This is a genomic window from Pseudomonas sp. 15A4, assembly GCF_016925575.1.
Taxonomy (GTDB): Bacteria; Pseudomonadota; Gammaproteobacteria; order Pseudomonadales; family Pseudomonadaceae; genus Aquipseudomonas.
In genome coordinates this window covers 4879132-4897584 of the sequence record NZ_CP068986.1, presented here as the reverse complement: position 1 = coordinate 4897584, position 18453 = coordinate 4879132, and the positions used below count along the sequence as shown (strand labels likewise).

The 18453-nt window shown below is 58.9% G+C and carries 17 protein-coding genes; 2 read left to right on the top strand and 15 right to left on the bottom strand.

The genetic code is table 11. The annotated features are described in order from the left end of the window. Positions 1-69: 69 nt before the first annotated feature. The 12 genes from JN403_RS21730 to cspD all read right to left on the bottom strand — a co-directional run bounded on the left by JN403_RS21730 (position 70) and on the right by cspD (position 13331). Positions 70-744: an NADH-quinone oxidoreductase subunit B gene (locus JN403_RS21730; RefSeq protein WP_065989126.1), complete on the bottom strand. Its 675-nt coding sequence runs from the start codon at positions 742-744 to the stop codon at positions 70-72. 10 nt (positions 745-754) lie between these two features. Next, positions 755-1168, bottom strand: coding sequence for an NADH-quinone oxidoreductase subunit A (locus JN403_RS21725; protein ID WP_037008823.1), 414 nt, complete (start codon positions 1166-1168; stop codon positions 755-757). Positions 1169-1681: 513 nt separating this feature from the next. Continuing rightward, positions 1682-3007, bottom strand: a complete 1326-nt coding sequence (gene aceA / locus JN403_RS21720; RefSeq protein ID WP_122625266.1) for an isocitrate lyase — start codon at positions 3005-3007, stop codon at positions 1682-1684. Positions 3008-3650: 643 nt separating this feature from the next. Continuing rightward, complete coding sequence (locus JN403_RS21715) at positions 3651-4439, bottom strand: secretin N-terminal domain-containing protein (RefSeq protein ID WP_205484222.1); 789 nt, start codon at positions 4437-4439, stop codon at positions 3651-3653. Positions 4440-4601: 162 nt separating this feature from the next. Then, positions 4602-5027: a GNAT family N-acetyltransferase gene (locus JN403_RS21710; RefSeq protein ID WP_172611456.1), complete on the bottom strand. Its 426-nt coding sequence runs from the start codon at positions 5025-5027 to the stop codon at positions 4602-4604. After that, positions 5020-6186: a cupin domain-containing protein gene (locus JN403_RS21705; protein WP_205484220.1), complete on the bottom strand. Its 1167-nt coding sequence runs from the start codon at positions 6184-6186 to the stop codon at positions 5020-5022. Before JN403_RS21705 ends, JN403_RS21710 begins: the two co-directional genes overlap by 8 nt. 84 nt (positions 6187-6270) lie before the next feature. Continuing rightward, the gene (purB, locus tag JN403_RS21700; RefSeq protein ID WP_205484218.1) at positions 6271-7641 is read right to left on the bottom strand and encodes an adenylosuccinate lyase; all 1371 of its coding nucleotides are present in this window, start codon (positions 7639-7641) and stop codon (positions 6271-6273) included. A gap of 132 nt (positions 7642-7773) precedes the next feature. Further along, a complete protein-coding gene (hflD, locus tag JN403_RS21695; RefSeq protein WP_205484216.1) occupies positions 7774-8394 on the bottom strand; it encodes a high frequency lysogenization protein HflD in 621 nt (206 codons plus the stop codon). After that, on the bottom strand, positions 8394-9524 hold the full coding sequence (gene mnmA / locus JN403_RS21690) for a tRNA 2-thiouridine(34) synthase MnmA (protein ID WP_122536338.1): 1131 nt from the start codon (positions 9522-9524) through the stop codon (positions 8394-8396). The genes hflD and mnmA overlap by 1 nt, the downstream gene beginning before the upstream one ends. A 93-nt stretch (positions 9525-9617) precedes the next feature. Beyond that, positions 9618-10058 (bottom strand): NUDIX hydrolase, encoded by a 441-nt coding sequence (locus JN403_RS21685; RefSeq protein WP_205484214.1) that lies wholly within the window; start codon positions 10056-10058, stop codon positions 9618-9620. Positions 10059-10252: 194 nt separating this feature from the next. Continuing rightward, positions 10253-12478 carry an NADP-dependent isocitrate dehydrogenase gene (locus tag JN403_RS21680; RefSeq protein WP_205484212.1) on the bottom strand — a complete coding sequence of 742 codons (2226 nt, stop codon included), beginning with the start codon at positions 12476-12478 and terminating at the stop codon, positions 10253-10255. Positions 12479-13064: 586 nt separating this feature from the next. Continuing rightward, positions 13065-13331, bottom strand: coding sequence for a cold shock domain-containing protein CspD (gene cspD, locus JN403_RS21675; RefSeq protein ID WP_240356734.1), 267 nt, complete (start codon positions 13329-13331; stop codon positions 13065-13067). 223 nt (positions 13332-13554) lie between these two features. Between cspD and clpS the strand changes: the two genes are divergently transcribed. Both clpS and clpA read left to right on the top strand, forming a co-directional pair. Next, on the top strand, positions 13555-13917 hold the full coding sequence (clpS, locus tag JN403_RS21670) for an ATP-dependent Clp protease adapter ClpS (RefSeq protein ID WP_122536342.1): 363 nt from the start codon (positions 13555-13557) through the stop codon (positions 13915-13917). 29 nt (positions 13918-13946) lie between these two features. Next, positions 13947-16217, top strand: a complete 2271-nt coding sequence (clpA, locus tag JN403_RS21665) for an ATP-dependent Clp protease ATP-binding subunit ClpA (RefSeq protein ID WP_205484210.1) — start codon at positions 13947-13949, stop codon at positions 16215-16217. Between the two features lie 291 nt (positions 16218-16508). Here clpA and infA read toward each other — a convergent pair whose 3' ends face one another. The 3 genes from infA to aat all read right to left on the bottom strand — a co-directional run bounded on the left by infA (position 16509) and on the right by aat (position 18273). Beyond that, positions 16509-16727, bottom strand: a complete 219-nt coding sequence (infA, locus tag JN403_RS21660; protein ID WP_002553999.1) for a translation initiation factor IF-1 — start codon at positions 16725-16727, stop codon at positions 16509-16511. Between the two features lie 101 nt (positions 16728-16828). Further along, positions 16829-17536, bottom strand: a complete 708-nt coding sequence (locus tag JN403_RS21655) for an arginyltransferase (RefSeq protein ID WP_205484208.1) — start codon at positions 17534-17536, stop codon at positions 16829-16831. A gap of 47 nt (positions 17537-17583) precedes the next feature. Further along, positions 17584-18273 (bottom strand): leucyl/phenylalanyl-tRNA--protein transferase, encoded by a 690-nt coding sequence (aat, locus tag JN403_RS21650; protein ID WP_205484206.1) that lies wholly within the window; start codon positions 18271-18273, stop codon positions 17584-17586. Positions 18274-18453 lie beyond the last annotated feature (180 nt).

The window sequence follows — 18453 nt, the reverse complement described above, 5'->3', positions numbered from 1 at the left end:
TCGATCGCTATCGGTCAACGTACAGAATGAACCCAGGTTCAGGCTTCTTTTTGTAAAAGAAAAACTGGATCAGACTTCGTCGGGGCTGCGCAGGTTGGTCACCGCAATACGCTGTTCGCGGCGCTGTTCCTTCTGCGACGGCATCTCGGCGCGATAAACGCCCTGGTCACCGACGACCCAGGAAAGGGGACGACGCTCCTGGCCAATGGATTCCTGCAAAAGCATCAAGCCTTGCAGAAAAGCCTCTGGACGGGGCGGGCAGCCGGGCACGTAAACATCCACAGGGAGGAATTTATCCACGCCCTGAACCACGGAATAGATGTCATACATGCCACCGGAGTTGGCACAGGCGCCCATGGAGATGACCCACTTGGGCTCCAGCATTTGCTCGTAGAGGCGCTGGATGATCGGGGCCATCTTCAGAAACGGTGTACCGGCGATGACCATGAAATCCGCCTGACGCGGCGATGCCCGGATCACTTCGGCGCCGAAGCGCGCGATGTCATGGGGCGCGGTGAAGGCGGTGGTCATTTCCACATAGCAGCACGACAGACCGAAGTTGTACGGCCAAAGGGAGTTCTTGCGACCCCAGTTGACGGCACCATTCAGCACGTCTTCGAGCTTGCCCATGTAGATGTTTTTGTGGACTTGGTCTTCTAACGGATCGGAAACGACTTCGCGTTCGCCGATGGGGTACTGCTCGTTAGGAGCATCCGGGTCGATCCTGGTGAGATTATATTGCATTGCCAAAGCCTCATTGTTTTAGCTTCGCCTGCCGGTTACGACGACCAACGGGAGCCCAATCGAGCGCCCCTACCCGCCATAGGTAGACAAGACCTGCCAACAGAATTGCTATGAAAACGAGCGCTTCGGCGAAGCCGGTCCAGCCGCTTTCGCGGACAGACACAGACCAGGCGTACAGAAAGAGGGCTTCAATGTCGAAAATCACGAACAGCATCGCGACCAGATAGAATTTTGCCGAGAGCCGCAGACGGGCGCCGCCGGTAGGCAGCATGCCGGATTCGAACGGTTCGTTTTTGCTGCGGCCCCAGGCTTTGGAACCCAGCAGGCTTGAGAGGCCGAGCATGAAGGCGCAGAGGCCGACGACACCAAGGAGAAACACGGCGAAGCCCCAATTGTGGGCAATCAATCCTGTCGAGTCGGGCATGCTGGCAGTCCTTAACAGAGAGCAAAGGTCTCTGGGCTTGAAAGAAGTAGAAGCAGTGACGATATGTCGCAGTGCGATCAATCCCGGGATTTTATGTGCAAAAGGAGGGCAAGTAAATTTTCTGCATCAAATTTATTCGCAGGATTAATGAGATAGGTCACGGTTTTGATGCTTAGCCCCAGCAGGGGCGGGCGTCGAGGAGGGTTTCGAGAAATATGTTTCTCACAGCGGACCGGCAGTTCGGCCTGGCTTAAATGATAATAAATATCATTTGGAGGGCGTGTTTGATGTGTGTCACTGGAACGTGACGAAGTTCCGTTTAATTAGCCGAGACAATAAGTCGGTAATTGATTGCGTGGTTAATTAACGTTTGCGCGCTGATTTGAGTTGTCTATCGTTAGTAGTTGACTGGCAACGTAGGTTAAGTCAGCCATTGTCAGCAAAAAGCCGCCCAAAGGCGGCTTTTCATTTCGTAGGGCCGGCTTTAGCCGGGAAGGGGAGGTTCAAAGAGCTTCAATGGAATTGTTCTTCTTCCGTCGAGCCAGTCAGTGCCGTCACCGATGACTTGCCGCCCTGAATGACCGTGGTCATGTCATCGAAGTAGCCAGTGCCCACTTCCTGCTGGTGCGCCACGAAGGTGTAACCCTTGGCCGCGTCGGCGAACTCCTGTTCTTGCAGTTTCACGTAAGCGGTCATGTCGTTGCGGGCGTAGTCGTGCGCCAGGTTGAACATGCTGTGCCACATGTTGTGGATGCCGGCCAGGGTGATGAACTGATGCTTGTAGCCCATTGCCGACAGCTCGCGCTGGAACTTGGCGATGGTCGCGTCATCCAGGTTCTTCTTCCAGTTGAAGGAAGGCGAGCAGTTGTAGGAGAGCAACTGATCCGGGTATTCCTTTTTGATCGCTTCGGCGAAGCGACGGGCCTCGTCCAGATCCGGCTTGGCGGTTTCGCACCAGATCAGATCGGCATACGGCGCGTACGCCAGGCCGCGGGCAATCGCCTGGTCCAGGCCGGCGCGTACTTTGTAGAATCCTTCCGGCGTGCGGGTGCCGGTCACGAACGGCTGGTCATACGGGTCGCAGTCCGAGGTCAGCAGGTCTGCGGCGTTGGCGTCGGTGCGCGCCAGAATGATGGTCGGCACGCCGGCAACGTCAGCGGCCAGACGTGCGGCGACCAGTTTCTGTACCGCCTCCTGGGTTGGCACCAGAACCTTGCCGCCCATGTGGCCACATTTCTTCACGGACGCCAGTTGGTCTTCGAAGTGCACGCCGGCAGCGCCTGCCTCGATCATGCTCTTCATCAGTTCGTAAGCGTTGAGCACGCCGCCGAAACCGGCTTCGGCGTCGGCCACGATCGGCGCGAAGTAATCGATATAGCCTTCGTCGCCCGGGTTTTTACCGGCTTTCCATTGGATCTGGTCGGCGCGACGGAACGAGTTGTTGATCCGCTTGACCACGGTCGGCACCGAGTCCACTGGGTACAGCGACTGATCCGGGTACATCGATTCGGCGGAGTTGTTGTCCGCCGCGACTTGCCAGCCAGACAGGTAAATAGCCTGGATACCGGCTTTGACTTGTTGCACGGCCTGGCCACCGGTGAGGGCGCCCATGCAGTTAACGAAATCCTTGTCGGGACGGAAGGAAGGCTTGGCACCTTGGGTCACCAGGTTCCACAGCTTGTCGGCACCCAGTTTTGCAAACGTGTGTTCAGGCTGAACCGAGCCACGCAGGCGGACGACGTCAGCAGCGGAGTAGGTGCGGGTTACGCCTTTCCAGCGTGGATTCTCGGCCCAGTCTTTCTCGATGGCTGCAATTTGTTGTTCGCGTGTCAGTGCCATGGGGTAAACCTCGTTGCTTGATGTTGTGGGTCTTGAGGTGAAGTTCCTTGCTTCGCCGGCGCCGCGTGTTTCTTCAAGGCGCACTGATGGCTGCTCGCTGAATCGGAAAGCACGGATTCTCGGTCAGATTTTTTCGACCTCAGGATGGTGAGGGGGTGAAGCTGCCTTGTGGGCGGAAATGACGCTAATCGGCACGAACATGCTGAGTTCGAGCGCGATCAGGAGGCGTTCTGCACGCCCTCCGATCAGCGGGAGCGAGGCCATCATGCCTCGATGATTTAGCCTCGTCAAACACTTTGTAGTGCTTTTTTAGTTGTACTACATAAATCGTCGAATGCGACTTGGCGGTCAGTTTCGGGCGTGCGGGTGCTGGGGCGGGGAAGTCAGCGTAGATACTGGGCGGTCACGGAATGAAAGCAGGATGTAGTGTCTGTTCAAGCACTACATAATTGGCGGTATCTAACCGGAATAGCACGGATGGCCACGTTCCATGTGGGAGCGAGCTTGCTCGCGAAAGCCTTGTGTCAGCCACCAGAAAACCATTGGCTGAACCGGCCTCTTCGCGAGCAAGCTCACTCCCAAAAGATTTGTGCAGTGGCCAGCACACCATGGGGCCTAGCGTCGTGATAACGAGCGGTTCCCCTCAATCCAGGCTATCAACCTTCACCCGCAGCTGCATGTCGTTGCTGCCTTGTGTCGAGTAGCGTCGGACGACGCCGCGCTCATCGGCGCGAGATTGGTCGCTGGCGCCGGCCAGCGTGATCCACTCACCCAGCCGACCACTGACTTGCGTGTCGGTGCTCTGCACCTTGATCGCGTCGGCCTGTTGCTGACTCATGCGATCGTTGTTGGTGCTGATGCTCAAATGAACGATGTCGCCGGTGACCGTCGCCGTGACGTAGAAACCCTGGGTCACGTTGCGGTATTGCGTGTTGGTCTGGGGGTAGCCGTACCCATCGGACTGCACCGAAGTGATCGGTATGCTCTGGCCCATCTGAATCAGCGCCGGCGTGCCTTCATTGGCCTGAACCTGTTGCACGCCGCCCTCGCGGCTGGCGGTGCCGTAATTCTGGATGCGCGTCCGGCCGTCGGCGCTGAGGCGTCCGTCCTGCGAACGCACGGTGCCGTTGACCGAGTGACCCTGATCGCTCTGTACCGTGCTGTCACTGGTGTCGACGCTGATCATCAGCCGTTTGGGCGCAGTGTCGAGCTGGCCGAGGAGGTCGCGCAGCTCGCTGATCTTGTCCGGTTCGGCGTTGACGATCAGCTTGTTGCCATAGGCATTGACGCTGCCTTCGTTGCCCAGAAAAGATTTTACGGTGGGCAGCAGATCGTCGCTGGTGCGGTAATTCAGGGGGATGACTTCAGTGGCGGCCGCGGCCGTGAAGCTGCAAGCCAACAACAGTGAAGCGAGCAGGGTGCGTAATGACATCGATGTGGTCTCCGCGAGGGGCGCGTCTGAACGACGAGTTTGCCAGTTTGTCGGCCTGGGCAGCACCAAGTTGAATCGCAGACAGCAAAACGCCCCGGTGCTTTTGTTTCAGCTTAGGCAGCTGAAGCGCTAACGCCGGGGCGCAAATGTCGACAGGTGTAGTCAGTGCGCGTTGCGCACCATGTCCACGTGGGGCAGGCCGGCTTCAAGAAACTCGTCACTGACCACGGTAAAGCCGAAGCGCTCATACAGCGCCGTGGCATGAACCTGTGCGCTGAGCCGCGTCTGTTTCAGGCCGCGGCGTTCGGCTTCGGCGAGGATCGCAGTGATCAACGCTTCACCCACGTTCAGGCCGCGCCAGTCCTTGAGCACGGACAATCGGCCGAATTCACCATCGGGCAGCAGGCGCGCGGTGCCCACGGCGTAATCCCCTTCGAGCGCCAGAAAATGCAGGGCGCCTGCATCTTCCGAGTCCCATTCCAGTTCGGGCGGAACCGACTGTTCAAACACGAACACGGCGTCACGAATGCGCCGAATGTCGGCGTTGTCTTTCTGCCAGTCGGCTACCCGTACGTGGATCTTATTCATCAGCAAACCCCAGACTTCCTTGTTTGACCAGCTCACAGAGCAGGTTACGTCCATCGTCATCTGCCAGCCATTGGCCCAGATTGTCGATGTGCAGCGCATCGGCCGCGCAGATCATTTTCAGCAGTTCACGCAGATGGCCCGGCAACAGACGGCTCTGACCGCTGGCGAACAGCAGCAGGTCGTCGTCGACCTCCGACCACGCCAGTCGCGCGCTCGGGTTGCGGATCAGCACGGCGCCCTGTTCCAGGCTGTCGAGCAGCTCGCTCTCGGCCAATTCGGGGCCGACCACCAGCTCGGGATAACGGGGCTCGGTCATGAACTGGCCGAACCAGGTCAGCAGCAGGCGCTCGTCACCCATGTGCTCGGCCAGCAAGCCCTTCAGGCGATCAAGGGCGTCGTGCTGAATCTGGTGCGGATCGCTGACCGGCTGCGCGTCGGCGTCGGTGTAGCGTTCTTCTTCAGGCATGAACTGGCTGAGGAAGTCCGTGAAGTGGGTCAGCACTTCGGCGGCGCTTGGGGCGCGGAAGCCGACCGAGTAGGTCAGGCACTCATCCACCGCGACGCCGCAGTGCGCCAGACGTGGCGGCAGGTAGAGCATGTCGCCCGGTTCCAGCGTCCATTCGTCGGTACCCTGGAAGTCGGCCAGGATACGCAGGTCGGCGTGCTCAAGCAGTTTGCTTTCGGAGTCGCACATCTGGCCGATCTGCCAGTGACGCTTGCCGTGGCCCTGCAGCAGGAACACGTCGTAGTTGTCGAAATGCGGACCCACGCTGCCGCCGGGTGCGGCGTAGCTGATCATCACGTCATCGATGCGCCAGCTTGGCAGGAAGCGGAAGTTTTCCAGCAATTCGCTGACTTCAGGCACGAACTGATCCACGGCTTGAACCAGCAGGGTCCACTCGCGCTCCGGCAGCTTGCTGAATTCGTCTTCGGCGAACGGGCCGCGACGCAGCTCCCACGGACGCTCACCTTTCTCAATCACCAGGCGCGATTCAACTTCTTCTTCCAGCGCCAGACCGGCCAGTTCGTCGGCGTCGATCGGGCTCTGAAAATCCGGAATGGCCTGACGGATCAGCAAAGGTTTCTTCTGCCAGTAGTCACGCAGGAACTCGCGCGCTGTGATACCACCTAGGAGCTGAAGAGGGATGTCAGGATTCATGTGTAACCTATTGAAAAAACGAGTTTTTACGACGGGAATAAAAACGCCCGGCTCAGCCGGGCGTTCAGAGCGTATGCAGCGTGGTCAGATGCGCTGGGCTTGCGCCACGGCGTTGCCGATGTAGTTCGCCGGCGTGAGCTTTTTCAGCTCGGCCTTGGCTTCCGCCGGCATGTCCAGGCCGTCGATGAAGGTCAGCAGCGCTTCAGGGCCGATGCCCTTGCCGCGGGTCAATTCCTTGAGCTTCTCGTACGGATTCTCGATGTCGTAGCGACGCATGACCGTTTGGATCGGCTCGGCCAGGACTTCCCAGCAAGCGTCCAGATCGGCGGCGATCTTCTGCTCGTTGAGTTCCAGCTTGCCGATGCCTTTCAGGCTGGCTTCGTAGGCAATCACGCTGTGAGCGAAGCCCACACCGAGATTGCGCAGCACGGTGGAGTCGGTCAGGTCACGCTGCCAGCGGGAGATCGGCAACTTGCTGGCCAGATGCTGGAACAGCGCGTTGGCGATGCCGAGGTTGCCTTCGGAGTTCTCGAAGTCGATCGGGTTGACCTTGTGCGGCATGGTCGACGAACCGATTTCACCGGCGATGGTACGCTGCTTGAAATAGCCCAGGGAGATGTAGCCCCAGATGTCGCGGTCGAAGTCGATCAGGATCGTGTTGTAGCGGGCGATCGCGTCGAACAGCTCGGCGATGTAGTCGTGGGGCTCGATCTGCGTGGTGTAGGGGTTGAAGCCCAGACCCAGCTCGTCTTCGATGAAGGCGCGGGCGTTGGCTTCCCAGTCGATGTCCGGGTAGGCCGACAGGTGCGCGTTGTAGTTACCGACGGCGCCGTTGATCTTGCCCAGCAGCGGCACGGCGGCCACTTGAGCAATCTGGCGCTCCAGGCGGTAAACGACGTTGGCCAGTTCCTTGCCCAGAGTGGTCGGGGAGGCCGGCTGACCGTGGGTACGGGAGAGCATCGGTACGGCGGCAAAACGGATCGCCAGCTCGCGGATGGACTCGGCGATCTGACGCATCAGCGGCAGCAGCACGGTGTCACGGCCTTCGCGCAGCATCAGCGCGTGGGACAGGTTATTGATGTCTTCGCTGGTGCAGGCGAAGTGGATGAACTCGCTGATCTTGGCCAGCTCCGGCAACTTGGCAGCCTGCTCCTTGAGCAGGTACTCGATGGCCTTGACGTCGTGATTGGTGGTGCGCTCGATCTCTTTGACACGCTCGGCGTGTTCGAGAGCGAAATCGTTGGCCAGGGCATCGAGGATGGCGTTGGCTTCGGCGGAGAAGGCCGGGACTTCAGGGATTTGCGGGTGAGCCGCCAGGCGTTGCAGCCAGCGTACTTCCACCAGGGCGCGGAAACGGATCAGGCCGTATTCGCTGAAAATCGGGCGCAGGGCCTGGGTTTTGCCGGCGTAGCGGCCATCTACAGGGGAAACCGCAGTGAGCGAAGAAAGCTGCATAGGGTGTTCTCGGACTGTCGGGCAACGAAAAGGGGCGCGTATCATACATGAAAATTCCGGTCAGCCGAGGCTGGCTGACCGTTATGAGTCGCGCGATGTCGGGTCGGAAGCGAGCTGAAGGGCGTTGGCCCCTCAGCGGTGAAGCAATGGATACAGTTCTTTCAATAACTTGCGGCGGCTGATGACCAGTTGCCAGCGGTGACCGCCCACTTGTCGCCAAAGTCGCGCGCAGCGAATTCCGGCCAGTAATAGTGCGCGGATTTTCGAGGCATTGTTGGGTTGCTGCAGATTGCGCATGTCGCCGTGGACCTGAATCCGCTGACGCAAGGTGCTCAGGGTGTCCTGATACAGCGCGCCGCTGGCGGCTATGACGTTTTCGTGAGCGATACCGAAATGCTCGACCTGGGATTTGATCTGCGGCAGGCGCTTGCCGATGGTGTTGAGCATGTCATCGCGCTTGGACAGTTGACGTTCCAGGCCCAGCATCGCCAGGGCATAACGCAAGGGTTCCCGTTGCAGGGTGGCCGGATCGCGCTCCAGGGCACTGGCGAGGGCGCGATAGCCCTCGTGCAGATTAAGGTCGTCGCCACCGAACACGTCCAGCGTGTCTTTCGGGTCCATGACCAGCAGGGTGCCCATCATACAGCCCACGGCGGCTTCACCGGCCTGGCCGGTCTTGGCGATGCGATCGACCAGCACGGCGGCCTGAAAGACCCCGGCCAGGGCGACAAGTTGTTCCTGGATCGGGGTCATCAACGTGCATCCCTAGTGTGCCACGGCTCGGCGATTTCGATAACGCCGCCGCCGAGGCAGACCTCGCCGTCGTAAAACACCACGGACTGGCCAGGCGTTACTGCGCGTTGCGGCTCGTCGAAGGTGGCGCGATAACCGGTTTCAGTGCGTTCCAGGGTGCAGCGCTGGTCGCTCTGGCGGTAACGCACTTTGGCGGTCAACTGGCGCGGGCTGCTCAGGTCGATCGGGTTGACCCAGTAGATCTCAGAGGCGAGCAGGGCGCGCGAGAACAGCCACGGATGCTCGTTGCCCTGGCCGACGATCAGCTCGTTGTGCTCCAGGTCCTTGACCAGCACGTACCACGGCTCATCACCGGCATCCTTCAGTCCGCCGATGCCCAGACCCTGGCGCTGGCCGATGGTGTGGTACATCAGGCCGGCATGCCGACCGATGACTTCGCCTTCGGTGGTCTTGATCTCGCCGGGCTGCGCAGGCAGGTATTGCTTGAGGAAGTCGGTGAAGCGACGCTCGCCGATGAAGCAAATACCGGTCGAGTCCTTCTTCTTCGCGGTCGCCAGCTGATACTTCTCTGCGATGGCTCGCACCTCGGGCTTTTCCAGTTCACCGACCGGGAACAGGGTCTTGGCGATCTGCTCACCGCCGACGGCATGCAGGAAGTAGCTCTGATCCTTGTTCGGGTCCAGGCCCTTGAGCAGTTCGGTGCGGCCGTCGATGTCGCGGCGGCGCACGTAATGCCCGGTGGCGATCAGGTCGGCGCCGAGCATGAAGGCGTAGTCGAGGAAAGCTTTGAATTTGATCTCGCGGTTGCACAGGATGTCCGGGTTCGGCGTGCGGCCGGCTTTGTATTCTTCAAGGAAATGCTCGAAGACATGATCCCAGTACTCGGCCGCGAAGTTCACGGTGTGCAGCTTGATGCCGATCTTGTCGCACACGGCCTGGGCGTCCGCAAGGTCGTCCATGGCGGTGCAGTATTCCGTTCCGTCGTCTTCTTCCCAGTTCTTCATGAACAGGCCTTCCACCTGATACCCCTGCTCCATGAGCAGAAGGGCGGAGACCGAAGAATCCACGCCGCCGGACATGCCGACAATGACGCGCTTCTTTTCTGTATCGGAAAAGGCTGAATCAGACATAGGAATTCGATTGGGTAGCAGCAGGAAAGGGCGCGATTCTAACAGGGAGTCGGCGCCAAGGCTAAAAGCTATTCAGTTGCGCTCGGCGGCCAGTCAGTCCCGCACGACCTCCAGACTGTGAATCGGGCCCGCCAGGTACTCATCGACGCAGCGCAAGACCAGCTCGCTGCGCCAGCGCTCCGGTTGGCTGGCGAGTTCGTCGCGACTGAACCATGGCGCGCCGACGATGCCGGTGTCCAGCGTACGCTCGGCGTGGTGTCGCGTCGCTTTGGCCGAAAAGCACACACGCTGATAGGTCACGCCATTGCTCGGCGCGGTGTACAGGTAAATGCCGACGACGCCGGTCAGTTCGACGTCCCAGCCGGTTTCTTCCAGGGTTTCGCGAATGGCCGCTTCACGCAACGTCTCATCAGGCTCGAGGTGCCCGGCAGGCTGATTGAGCACCAGCTTGCCGTTTTTCAATTCTTCGACGAACAGAAAGCGGCCGTTGTCTTCGATGACGGTTGCGACGGTGATGTGGGGATGCCAGGTCATTGGGTTTTCTCGTTTCTGTAGGAGCCATCCGAGTTTACGAGGGTCGCGAAGCGGAGTGTCAGATAAACCGCTTTCGCAACCGTCGTAACCTCCGATGGCTCCTACAGGAATGGTGATAGCAAAAAAAGCCCCGGCGCAATGGCCAGGGCTTTCTTATCGCGCTAGACAGCTTTTCAGCCGCCGGTCGTCGCGCCTTACTTCAACGCGTTGATCGCGTCGTTCAGGGTCTTGCTTGGGCGCATGGCGTTGCTGGCCAGTTCCGGGGTAGGGAAGTAGTAGCCGCCGATGTCCAATGGCTTGGCCTGTACGCTGTTCAGCTCGGCGACGATGGTCGTTTCGTTGTCAGCCAGGGTTTTTGCAAGCTCGGTGAACTTGGCTTGCAGCGCCGTATCTTCGGTCTGTGCCGCCAGAGCCTGAGCCCAGTAGGTGGCTAGGTAGAAGTGGCTGCCACGGTTGTCGATACCGCCGACCTTGCGCGATGGCGACTTGTTGTTGTCCAGGAACTGGCCGGTGGCCTTGTCCAGGGCCGTGGCCAGTACCAGCGCTTTCGGGTTGTCGTAGACGTTGCCCAGGTGCTCGAGGGAAGCGGCCAGTGCAAGGAATTCGCCCAGCGAATCCCAGCGCAGGAAGTTCTCTTCGTTCAGCTGTTGAACGTGCTTCGGCGCCGAACCCCCTGCGCCGGTTTCGAACAGGCCACCGCCACTCATCAGCGGCACGATGGACAGCATCTTGGCGCTGGTGCCCAGTTCCATGATCGGGAACAGGTCGGTCAGGTAGTCGCGCAGCACGTTGCCGGTCACCGAAATGGTGTCCTTGCCTGCGCGGATGCGCTCCAGGGAAACCTTCATCGCGTCGACCGGCGACTGGATGCTGATGTCCAGGCCAGCGGTGTCGTGATCTTTCAGGTACTGCTCAACCTTCTTGATCATCGCCGCATCGTGGGCGCGCTCAGGGTCCAGCCAGAAAATGGCCGGGGTGCTGCTCAGGCGCGAACGGTTGACGGCCAGTTTGACCCAGTCCTGAATCGGCGCGTCCTTGGTCTGGCACATGCGCCAGATGTCGCCGGCTTCAACGTCCTGCTCCATCAAGACCTGACCTTTGTCGTCGGTCACACGGACCACGCCATCGGTTTCGATCTGGAAGGTTTTGTTGTGCGAGCCATACTCTTCGGCTTTCTGCGCCATCAGGCCAACGTTTGGCACGCTGCCCATGGTGGTCGGGTCGAAGGCGCCGTGTTGCTTGCAGTCTTCGATCACGGCTTGATAGATGGTCGCGTAGCAGCGATCCGGGATCACCGCCTTGGTGTCCTGCAGGACGCCGTCGTTGTTCCACATCTTGCCGGAATCACGAATCATCGCTGGCATCGAGGCGTCGACGATGACGTCGCTCGGCACGTGCAGGTTGGTGATGCCCTTGTCGGAGTTGACCATCGCCAGCGCAGGGCGGGTCGCGTAAACGGCTTTGACGTCCGCTTCGATCTGCGCTTGCTGGTCGGCCGGCAGGTCTTTGATACGGGTGTACAGGTCGCCGATGCCGTTGTGCAGGTTGAAACCGATTTCCTTCAGGACGTCAGCGTGCTTGTTCAGCGCTTCCTGGTAGTACTCGGCGACGAACTCACCAAACATGATCGGGTCCGAGACCTTCATCATGGTCGCTTTCAGGTGCACGGAGAACAGCACGCCGAGCTTCTTGGCGTCTTCGATTTCACGGGCCACGAAAGCGCGCAGGGCTTTCTTGCTCATCACCGCGCAGTCGATGATCTCGCCCGCCAGTACCGACGTCTTGTCCTTCAGCACAGTGGTGTTGCCGTCTTTGCCGATCAGCTCGATCTTCACGGCGCCAGCAGCTTCGATCAGCGAGGATTTTTCGCTGCCGTAGAAGTCGCCATTGTCCATGTGCGCCACGTGGGACTTGGAGTCCGCAGACCAGGCGCCCATTTTGTGCGGGTGCTTGCGCGCGTAGTTCTTGACGGAGAGCGGCGCCCGGCGATCAGAGTTACCTTCACGCAGCACCGGGTTCACGGCGCTGCCTTTCACTTTGTCGTAGCCAGCCTGGGCAACCTTGTCGGCGTCGGTCACGACTTCATCCGGGTAGTTCGGGATGTCGTAGCCCTTGGCTTGCAGTTCCTTGATCGCGGCCTTCAGCTGTGGAACCGAGGCGCTGATGTTTGGCAGCTTGATGATGTTGGCTTCCGGCGTGGTCGCCAGTTGGCCCAGCTCTGCCAGATCGTCGGAAACCTTCTTGTCACCCAGGCGCTCGGGAAAGCTGGCGAGGATGCGGGCTGCAAGCGAAATGTCGCGGGTTTCAACGGCGATGTCAGCGGAAGCGGTGAACGCTTCGATGATAGGCAGCAGTGAGTAGGTGGCGAGGGCTGGCGCTTCGTCAGTGAAGGTATAGATGATCTTCGAGCGGTTGGACATATTCGGGATAACTCTCTTCTTTGCTGAGCGTACACAAAATTTCGAGATGCGCAGGGTAGGCACTTTCGCCCAAAGTATCGATGAGCCGAAAGTCGAGAATTTCGTCGCGTGATAGGGGGTGCATCAGTCGAGCGTCAAGCGGTCGGACCCGGGTAGCGGTCTGGCCTGTCGAGGGCTGAACGCCTGGTTTCAGGTGGTCTGGCCCCCAATGACCCAACGGTCACCGGCGCTGAGTATATCACTGCACCCGGCCATTACTACGGTACTCGTATGACGGCTTTGCGGTGCCCGGGACGTTCGCGGTGGTCTCGGAAGGTGTCCGGATTCCCCATGAAAACCGTTTAGCCCTTGTAGTACGGGGCCTGCGGCAACTAGTCGCAGTTGCCTGGGGCCGATGCGTCCTGACCAGTACCCCACCTGATTTCGACTAAAGGAGCATCTGGGCCATAGTTGAGTTGGCTCGCCTCTCTATATAGATGGACGCAACAGGGCAGCGAAGGCACAAAAAAGCCGGCCAACCCTGAGAGGATTGACCGGCTTGTCGAATCTCGCGCTTGAACGGTCCGGCTCAGGCGTGATTGTTGCTCTATGCCTGTTGCTTCTCGAAATGTCGCTCGTGGTGGTGGGCTGCCTCAGGAATATCGGCAACAGCTTTCGCAGTGATGCCTACGGCATGAAGACCCTTGGGGCCCTGAGTGATCTCGAACTGAACCGGCTGCCCGGCCTTCAGGGTTTTATAGCCCTCCATACTGATCGCCGAGTAGTGTGCGAACAGGTCTTCAGACTTGCCGTCTTCAACGATGAAGCCATACCCCTTGGCGTTGTTAAACCACTTGACCTTACCGCTTAGCATAGTCACATCCCTCTGCAAAGGACTCCGATGGGAGTATCATCACCTCTCATCCGCCGGACCTAAAAAAATTTTGGTTGACTGCGCGGACCCTTTTTACCCAATGTGGGTTCTATTGTTTGTAACACTGATTGGCCGATAGTCAAGGTCAAGCGGCGGTCCAGTTGAAAACGGGTATCGCCGCCACCACTTATTTCAATCACGTCCTCTGTGAACCTTCTTTACCATGCATGCAATCAGCAAGATTCGACTAACATTCAATCAGGATGACCCGCATCCCCATGAGGACGATGCGTCGGGCACCGCTGTACAGGAAGCCAAGCCGATATTGCAGGTGCCGCCTATGTACAAGGTGGTTTTGTTCAATGATGACTACACCCCGATGGATTTCGTTGTCGAAGTGCTCGAGGTGTTTTTCAACCTGAATCGTGAGCTGGCGACCAAGGTCATGCTGGCCGTCCATACAGAGGGACGGGCCGTTTGCGGATTGTTTACCCGCGACATCGCCGAGACCAAGGCTATGCAGGTCAACCAGTACGCCAGGGAAAGCCAGCATCCGCTACTCTGTGAAATCGAGAAGGACGGTTAACGCCGGACACTTGGGTATGAGGTGAAGCTATGTTAAACCGTGAGCTCGAAGTCACCCTCAATCTGGCTTTCAAGGAGGCCCGCTCTAAACGTCATGAGTTCATGACCGTCGAGCACCTCCTGCTGGCCCTATTGGACAATGAGGCTGCCGCCACCGTACTGCGTGCCTGCGGCGCAAACCTCGACAAACTCAAACACGACCTCCAGGAGTTCATCGACTCCACCACGCCGCTGATCCCTGTGCATGACGAGGATCGCGAGACCCAACCCACACTCGGCTTCCAGCGCGTCCTGCAGCGCGCAGTTTTTCATGTGCAGAGCTCCGGCAAGCGTGAAGTCACTGGCGCGAACGTGCTTGTGGCGATTTTCAGCGAGCAGGAAAGCCAGGCAGTGTTCCTGCTGAAACAGCAGAGCGTTGCCCGTATCGATGTCGTCAACTATATCGCCCACGGTATTTCCAAAGTGCCGGGGCATGGCGATCAATCTGAAGGTGAGCAAGATATGCAGGATGACGAGGGCGGTGAGTCTTCTTCCTCAGGCAATCCTCTGGATGCCTATGCAAGCAACCTGAATGAGCTGGCCCGTCAAGGCCGCATCGATCCGCTGGTAGGGCGCGAGATGGAAGTCGAGCGCGTCGCTCAGATTCTCGCGCGGCGTCGCAAGAACAACCCGCTGCTGGTAGGCGAGGCCGGGGTGGGTAAAACCGCCATTGCCGAAGGCCTGGCCAAGCGCATTGTCGACAATCAGGTGCCGGATCTGCTCGCCAACAGTGTCGTGTACTCCCTCGACCTGGGCGCACTGCTGGCTGGTACCAAATACCGTGGCGATTTCGAGAAGCGCTTCAAGGCGCTGCTCGGCGAGTTGAAGAAACGGCCCCACGCGATCCTGTTCATTGACGAAATTCACACCATCATCGGTGCAGGTGCCGCGTCCGGTGGTGTGATGGACGCGTCCAATCTGCTCAAGCCGCTGCTGTCGTCGGGTGATATCCGTTGCATCGGCTCGACCACGTTCCAGGAATTCCGTGGCATCTTCGAAAAAGACCGTGCGCTGGCCCGTCGCTTCCAGAAGGTCGACGTGTCCGAGCCTTCGGTCGAAGACACCATCGGCATTTTGCGTGGCCTCAAAGGCCGTTTTGAACAGCATCACAATATCGAATACAGCGATGAAGCCCTGCGTGCCGCTGCTGAACTGGCATCGCGCTACATCAATGACCGTCATATGCCCGACAAGGCCATTGACGTGATTGACGAGGCGGGTGCCTACCAGCGGCTGCAACCGGTGGAAATGCGCGTCAAGCGCATTGAAGTGCCGCAGGTTGAAGACATCGTGGCGAAGATCGCGCGGATTCCGCCAAAGCACGTCAACAGTTCCGACAAGGAATTGCTGCGTAACCTGGAGCGCGACCTGAAGCTGACCGTGTTTGGTCAGGATGCCGCCATCGATTCGTTGTCCACCGCGATCAAGCTGTCCCGAGCAGGCCTCAAGTCGCCGGACAAGCCTGTCGGTTCGTTCCTGTTCGCAGGTCCGACCGGTGTCGGCAAGACCGAGGCTGCGCGTCAGCTGGCCAAGGCGCTGGGTATCGAGCTGGTGCGTTTCGACATGTCCGAGTACATGGAGCGTCACACCGTATCGCGTCTGATCGGTGCGCCGCCGGGCTATGTCGGTTTTGATCAGGGCGGTCTGCTGACCGAAGCCGTCACCAAACAGCCGCATTGCGTGCTGCTGCTCGATGAAATCGAGAAGGCGCATCCGGAAGTCTTCAACCTGCTGCTACAGGTCATGGACCACGGGACGCTGACCGACAACAACGGGCGCAAGGCGGACTTCCGCAATGTGATCGTGATCATGACCACCAACGCCGGTGCTGAAACGGCTGCGCGTGCTTCGATCGGTTTCACCCATCAGGATCACTCATCTGATGCAATGGAGGTGATCAAGAAGAGCTTCACGCCGGAATTCCGCAACCGTCTGGACACCATCATTCAATTTGGTCGCCTCAGCCATGAGGTTATCAAGAGCGTGGTGGACAAGTTCCTTACCGAGCTTCAGGCGCAGCTGGAGGACAAGCGCGTACAGCTGGAAGTGACCGACGCGGTGAGGAGTTACCTGGCCGAAGGCGGTTACGACGCAGCGATGGGTGCGCGTCCGATGGCCCGTTTGATTCAGGACAAGATCAAGCGTCCGCTGGCCGAGGAAATCCTCTTCGGCGAGTTGTCCGAGCATGGCGGTGTGGTACACATCGACGTCAAAGACGGCGAGATCACGTTCGATTACGAAACCACGGCTGAAATGGCCTGACGTTTCGCGTCCCTGCAACAAACCTGAAAGGCGCCGATTGGCGCCTTTTTTGTTGGCTGCGAATCTGCCGAACCCTGTAGGAGTTAGCTTGCTCGCGATTGCGATTTGTCTGAGACACATTAGGTGACTGACACGAAGCAATCGCGAGCAAGCTCACTCCTACATCTGTTGAAACGTGCCCGGTCTGATGGACCGAGTGAGCCGCTTTTTGCGACTTGCCGTGAGCGTGTAGGGTGAATCTCACGCACACAAAAACGCCCGGCACAAGCCGGGCGTTTTTGTTAAGACCTGTTAGCGGGCGCGGTAAGTGATGCGCCCTTTGCTCAAGTCGTAGGGCGTCAGCTCAACGCGGACCTTGTCGCCGGTAAGAATGCGGATGTAGTTCTTGCGCATCTTGCCGGAGATGTGCGCGGTTACGACGTGCCCATTTTCCAACTCCACACGGAACATGGTGTTGGGCAGGGTGTCGACGACAGTGCCTTCCATTTCGAAGCTGTCTTCTTTCGACATGCAGTAAAGCCCTCGGTATCCAATGAATGGCCCGGTGCAAACGGCAGCCAGGCAAAAGCGGGCTGCATTGTGCCCGAAAACTGAGGTTTAAGCCAAGGGCTTCAGTAAAGAGTGACCCATCTTTGATTGGTGAGCAGTTCGATGGGGCGATATTGGGTCTTGTAATTCATCTTTTTGCAGTTCTTTATCCAGTAGCCAAGGTACACCGCATGCAATTGCAGGCGTGCGGCCTCGGCAATTTGCCAGAGAATTGCGTAACGCCCCAGGCTGCGGCGCTCCTCCGCCGGCTCGTAGAACGTATAAACGGCGGAAAGGCCATTGGGCAGCAGGTCAGTGACGGCTACGGCGAGCAGTCGACTCTCCAGACGGAATTCGTAGAAACGCGAAAACGGCAGGTCGCGGACCAGAAAGGTGGAGAACTGGTCACGGCTCGGTGGAAACATATCCCCATCGGCATGGCGCTGCTCGATGTAGCGCTGATACAGATCGAAGTACTCCTCACTGAAATGCGGCTTGGTGCTCGTCACTTCGAGGTCGGCGTTCCTTTTGAAAATGCGTTTTTGCTGACGATCAGGCACGAACAGTCCGACCGGAATGCGCGCAGGCACACAGGCGCTGCAGTTCTGGCAATGCGGACGGTACAAATGATCGCCACTGCGGCGAAACCCCATGTCCGAGAGGTCGGCATACACCTGGACATCCATCGGCTGGCTGGGGTCGAGAAACAGCGTGGTGGCTTGTTCCTCGGGCAGGTAGCTACAGGAGTGGGGTTGAGTGGCATAGAACTTCAGCCGCGCCAGCTCGGTCATGATCAACCCTCGAGAAAAACTGTAGACATGAGTGTAAGCCAGCCCAATCAAACTCGCCTAGGCGACCAATCGGTGTAATTGCTCTCGTCGAGGTGTTTATGCAGATAGTCGGCGAACGTCTGGCGCGCAATCGAGCGCGCGCCAAGGCTTAGCAGGTGCTCGGTAGGCATTTGGCAATCAATCAGGACGAAACCCGATTCTTTCAAGTATTCGACCAGCGTTGCGAAGCCGACCTTGGAAGCGTTGTCGGCGCGGCTGAACATCGATTCGCCGAAAAACAGCCGGCCCATCGCCAGTCCGTAGAGACCGCCTACCAGCGCGTCGCCATCCCAGACTTCGACGCTGTGGGCGAAGCCGCGGGCGTGCAGTTCAATATAGGCCGCCTGCATGGAGCCGGTGATCCACGTGCCGTCGGTGTAGGCCCGGGGTTCGGCGCAGGCTTGAATGACTGCCGCGAAATCCTGGTCGAAAGTGACCCGATAACGCCCCTGGCGCAGTAGCTTGCCCAGGCTGCGTGATACATGCAGCTCATCCGGAAACAGCACGGTGCGCGGGTCCGGCGACCACCAGAGAATCGGCTGGCCCTGCTGATACCAGGGAAAACAGCCATGCCGGTAGGCGGCAATCAGGCGATCGGCAGACAGGTCGCCGCCACCGGCCAACAGTCCGTTGGGCTCGCGCATGGCTTTTTCCAGCGGAGGGAAATCAAGGGTGTCGCGTTGTAACCAGGTCAGCATGGCATCCAGACTTTACGAGAGGGGAGGGAGTCAACGCAGGCTTGCAACCCCGGCTGCAACTCTCTGTCGCAGGCATGGTCACAAGCCGCTTGATCATGCCGGGATCGTCGACCCGCTGTCTTCTTGATCCGGGGATGGCCTTTTGACAGTTCAAGGGAGCAGGATAAACACGTCATAAGC

Excerpts from the sequence above, each read along its gene's own strand:
- JN403_RS21730 (WP_065989126.1), bottom strand. The coding sequence starts at position 744 with ATGCAATATAATCTCACCAGGATCGACCCGGATGCTCCTAACGAGCAG.
- JN403_RS21725 (WP_037008823.1), bottom strand. The coding sequence starts at position 1,168 with ATGCCCGACTCGACAGGATTGATTGCCCACAATTGGGGCTTCGCCGTG.
- aceA (WP_122625266.1), bottom strand. The coding sequence starts at position 3,007 with ATGGCACTGACACGCGAACAACAAATTGCAGCCATCGAGAAAGACTGG.
- JN403_RS21715 (WP_205484222.1), bottom strand. The coding sequence starts at position 4,439 with ATGTCATTACGCACCCTGCTCGCTTCACTGTTGTTGGCTTGCAGCTTC.
- JN403_RS21710 (WP_172611456.1), bottom strand. The coding sequence starts at position 5,027 with ATGAATAAGATCCACGTACGGGTAGCCGACTGGCAGAAAGACAACGCC.
- JN403_RS21705 (WP_205484220.1), bottom strand. The coding sequence starts at position 6,186 with ATGAATCCTGACATCCCTCTTCAGCTCCTAGGTGGTATCACAGCGCGC.
- purB (WP_205484218.1), bottom strand. The coding sequence starts at position 7,641 with ATGCAGCTTTCTTCGCTCACTGCGGTTTCCCCTGTAGATGGCCGCTAC.
- hflD (WP_205484216.1), bottom strand. The coding sequence starts at position 8,394 with ATGACCCCGATCCAGGAACAACTTGTCGCCCTGGCCGGGGTCTTTCAG.
- mnmA (WP_122536338.1), bottom strand. The coding sequence starts at position 9,524 with ATGTCTGATTCAGCCTTTTCCGATACAGAAAAGAAGCGCGTCATTGTC.
- JN403_RS21685 (WP_205484214.1), bottom strand. The coding sequence starts at position 10,058 with ATGACCTGGCATCCCCACATCACCGTCGCAACCGTCATCGAAGACAAC.
- JN403_RS21680 (WP_205484212.1), bottom strand. The coding sequence starts at position 12,478 with ATGTCCAACCGCTCGAAGATCATCTATACCTTCACTGACGAAGCGCCA.
- cspD (WP_240356734.1), bottom strand. The coding sequence starts at position 13,331 with ATGCTAAGCGGTAAGGTCAAGTGGTTTAACAACGCCAAGGGGTATGGC.
- clpS (WP_122536342.1), top strand. The coding sequence starts at position 13,555 with ATGCATGCAATCAGCAAGATTCGACTAACATTCAATCAGGATGACCCG.
- clpA (WP_205484210.1), top strand. The coding sequence starts at position 13,947 with ATGTTAAACCGTGAGCTCGAAGTCACCCTCAATCTGGCTTTCAAGGAG.
- infA (WP_002553999.1), bottom strand. The coding sequence starts at position 16,727 with ATGTCGAAAGAAGACAGCTTCGAAATGGAAGGCACTGTCGTCGACACC.
- JN403_RS21655 (WP_205484208.1), bottom strand. The coding sequence starts at position 17,536 with ATGACCGAGCTGGCGCGGCTGAAGTTCTATGCCACTCAACCCCACTCC.
- aat (WP_205484206.1), bottom strand. The coding sequence starts at position 18,273 with ATGCTGACCTGGTTACAACGCGACACCCTTGATTTCCCTCCGCTGGAA.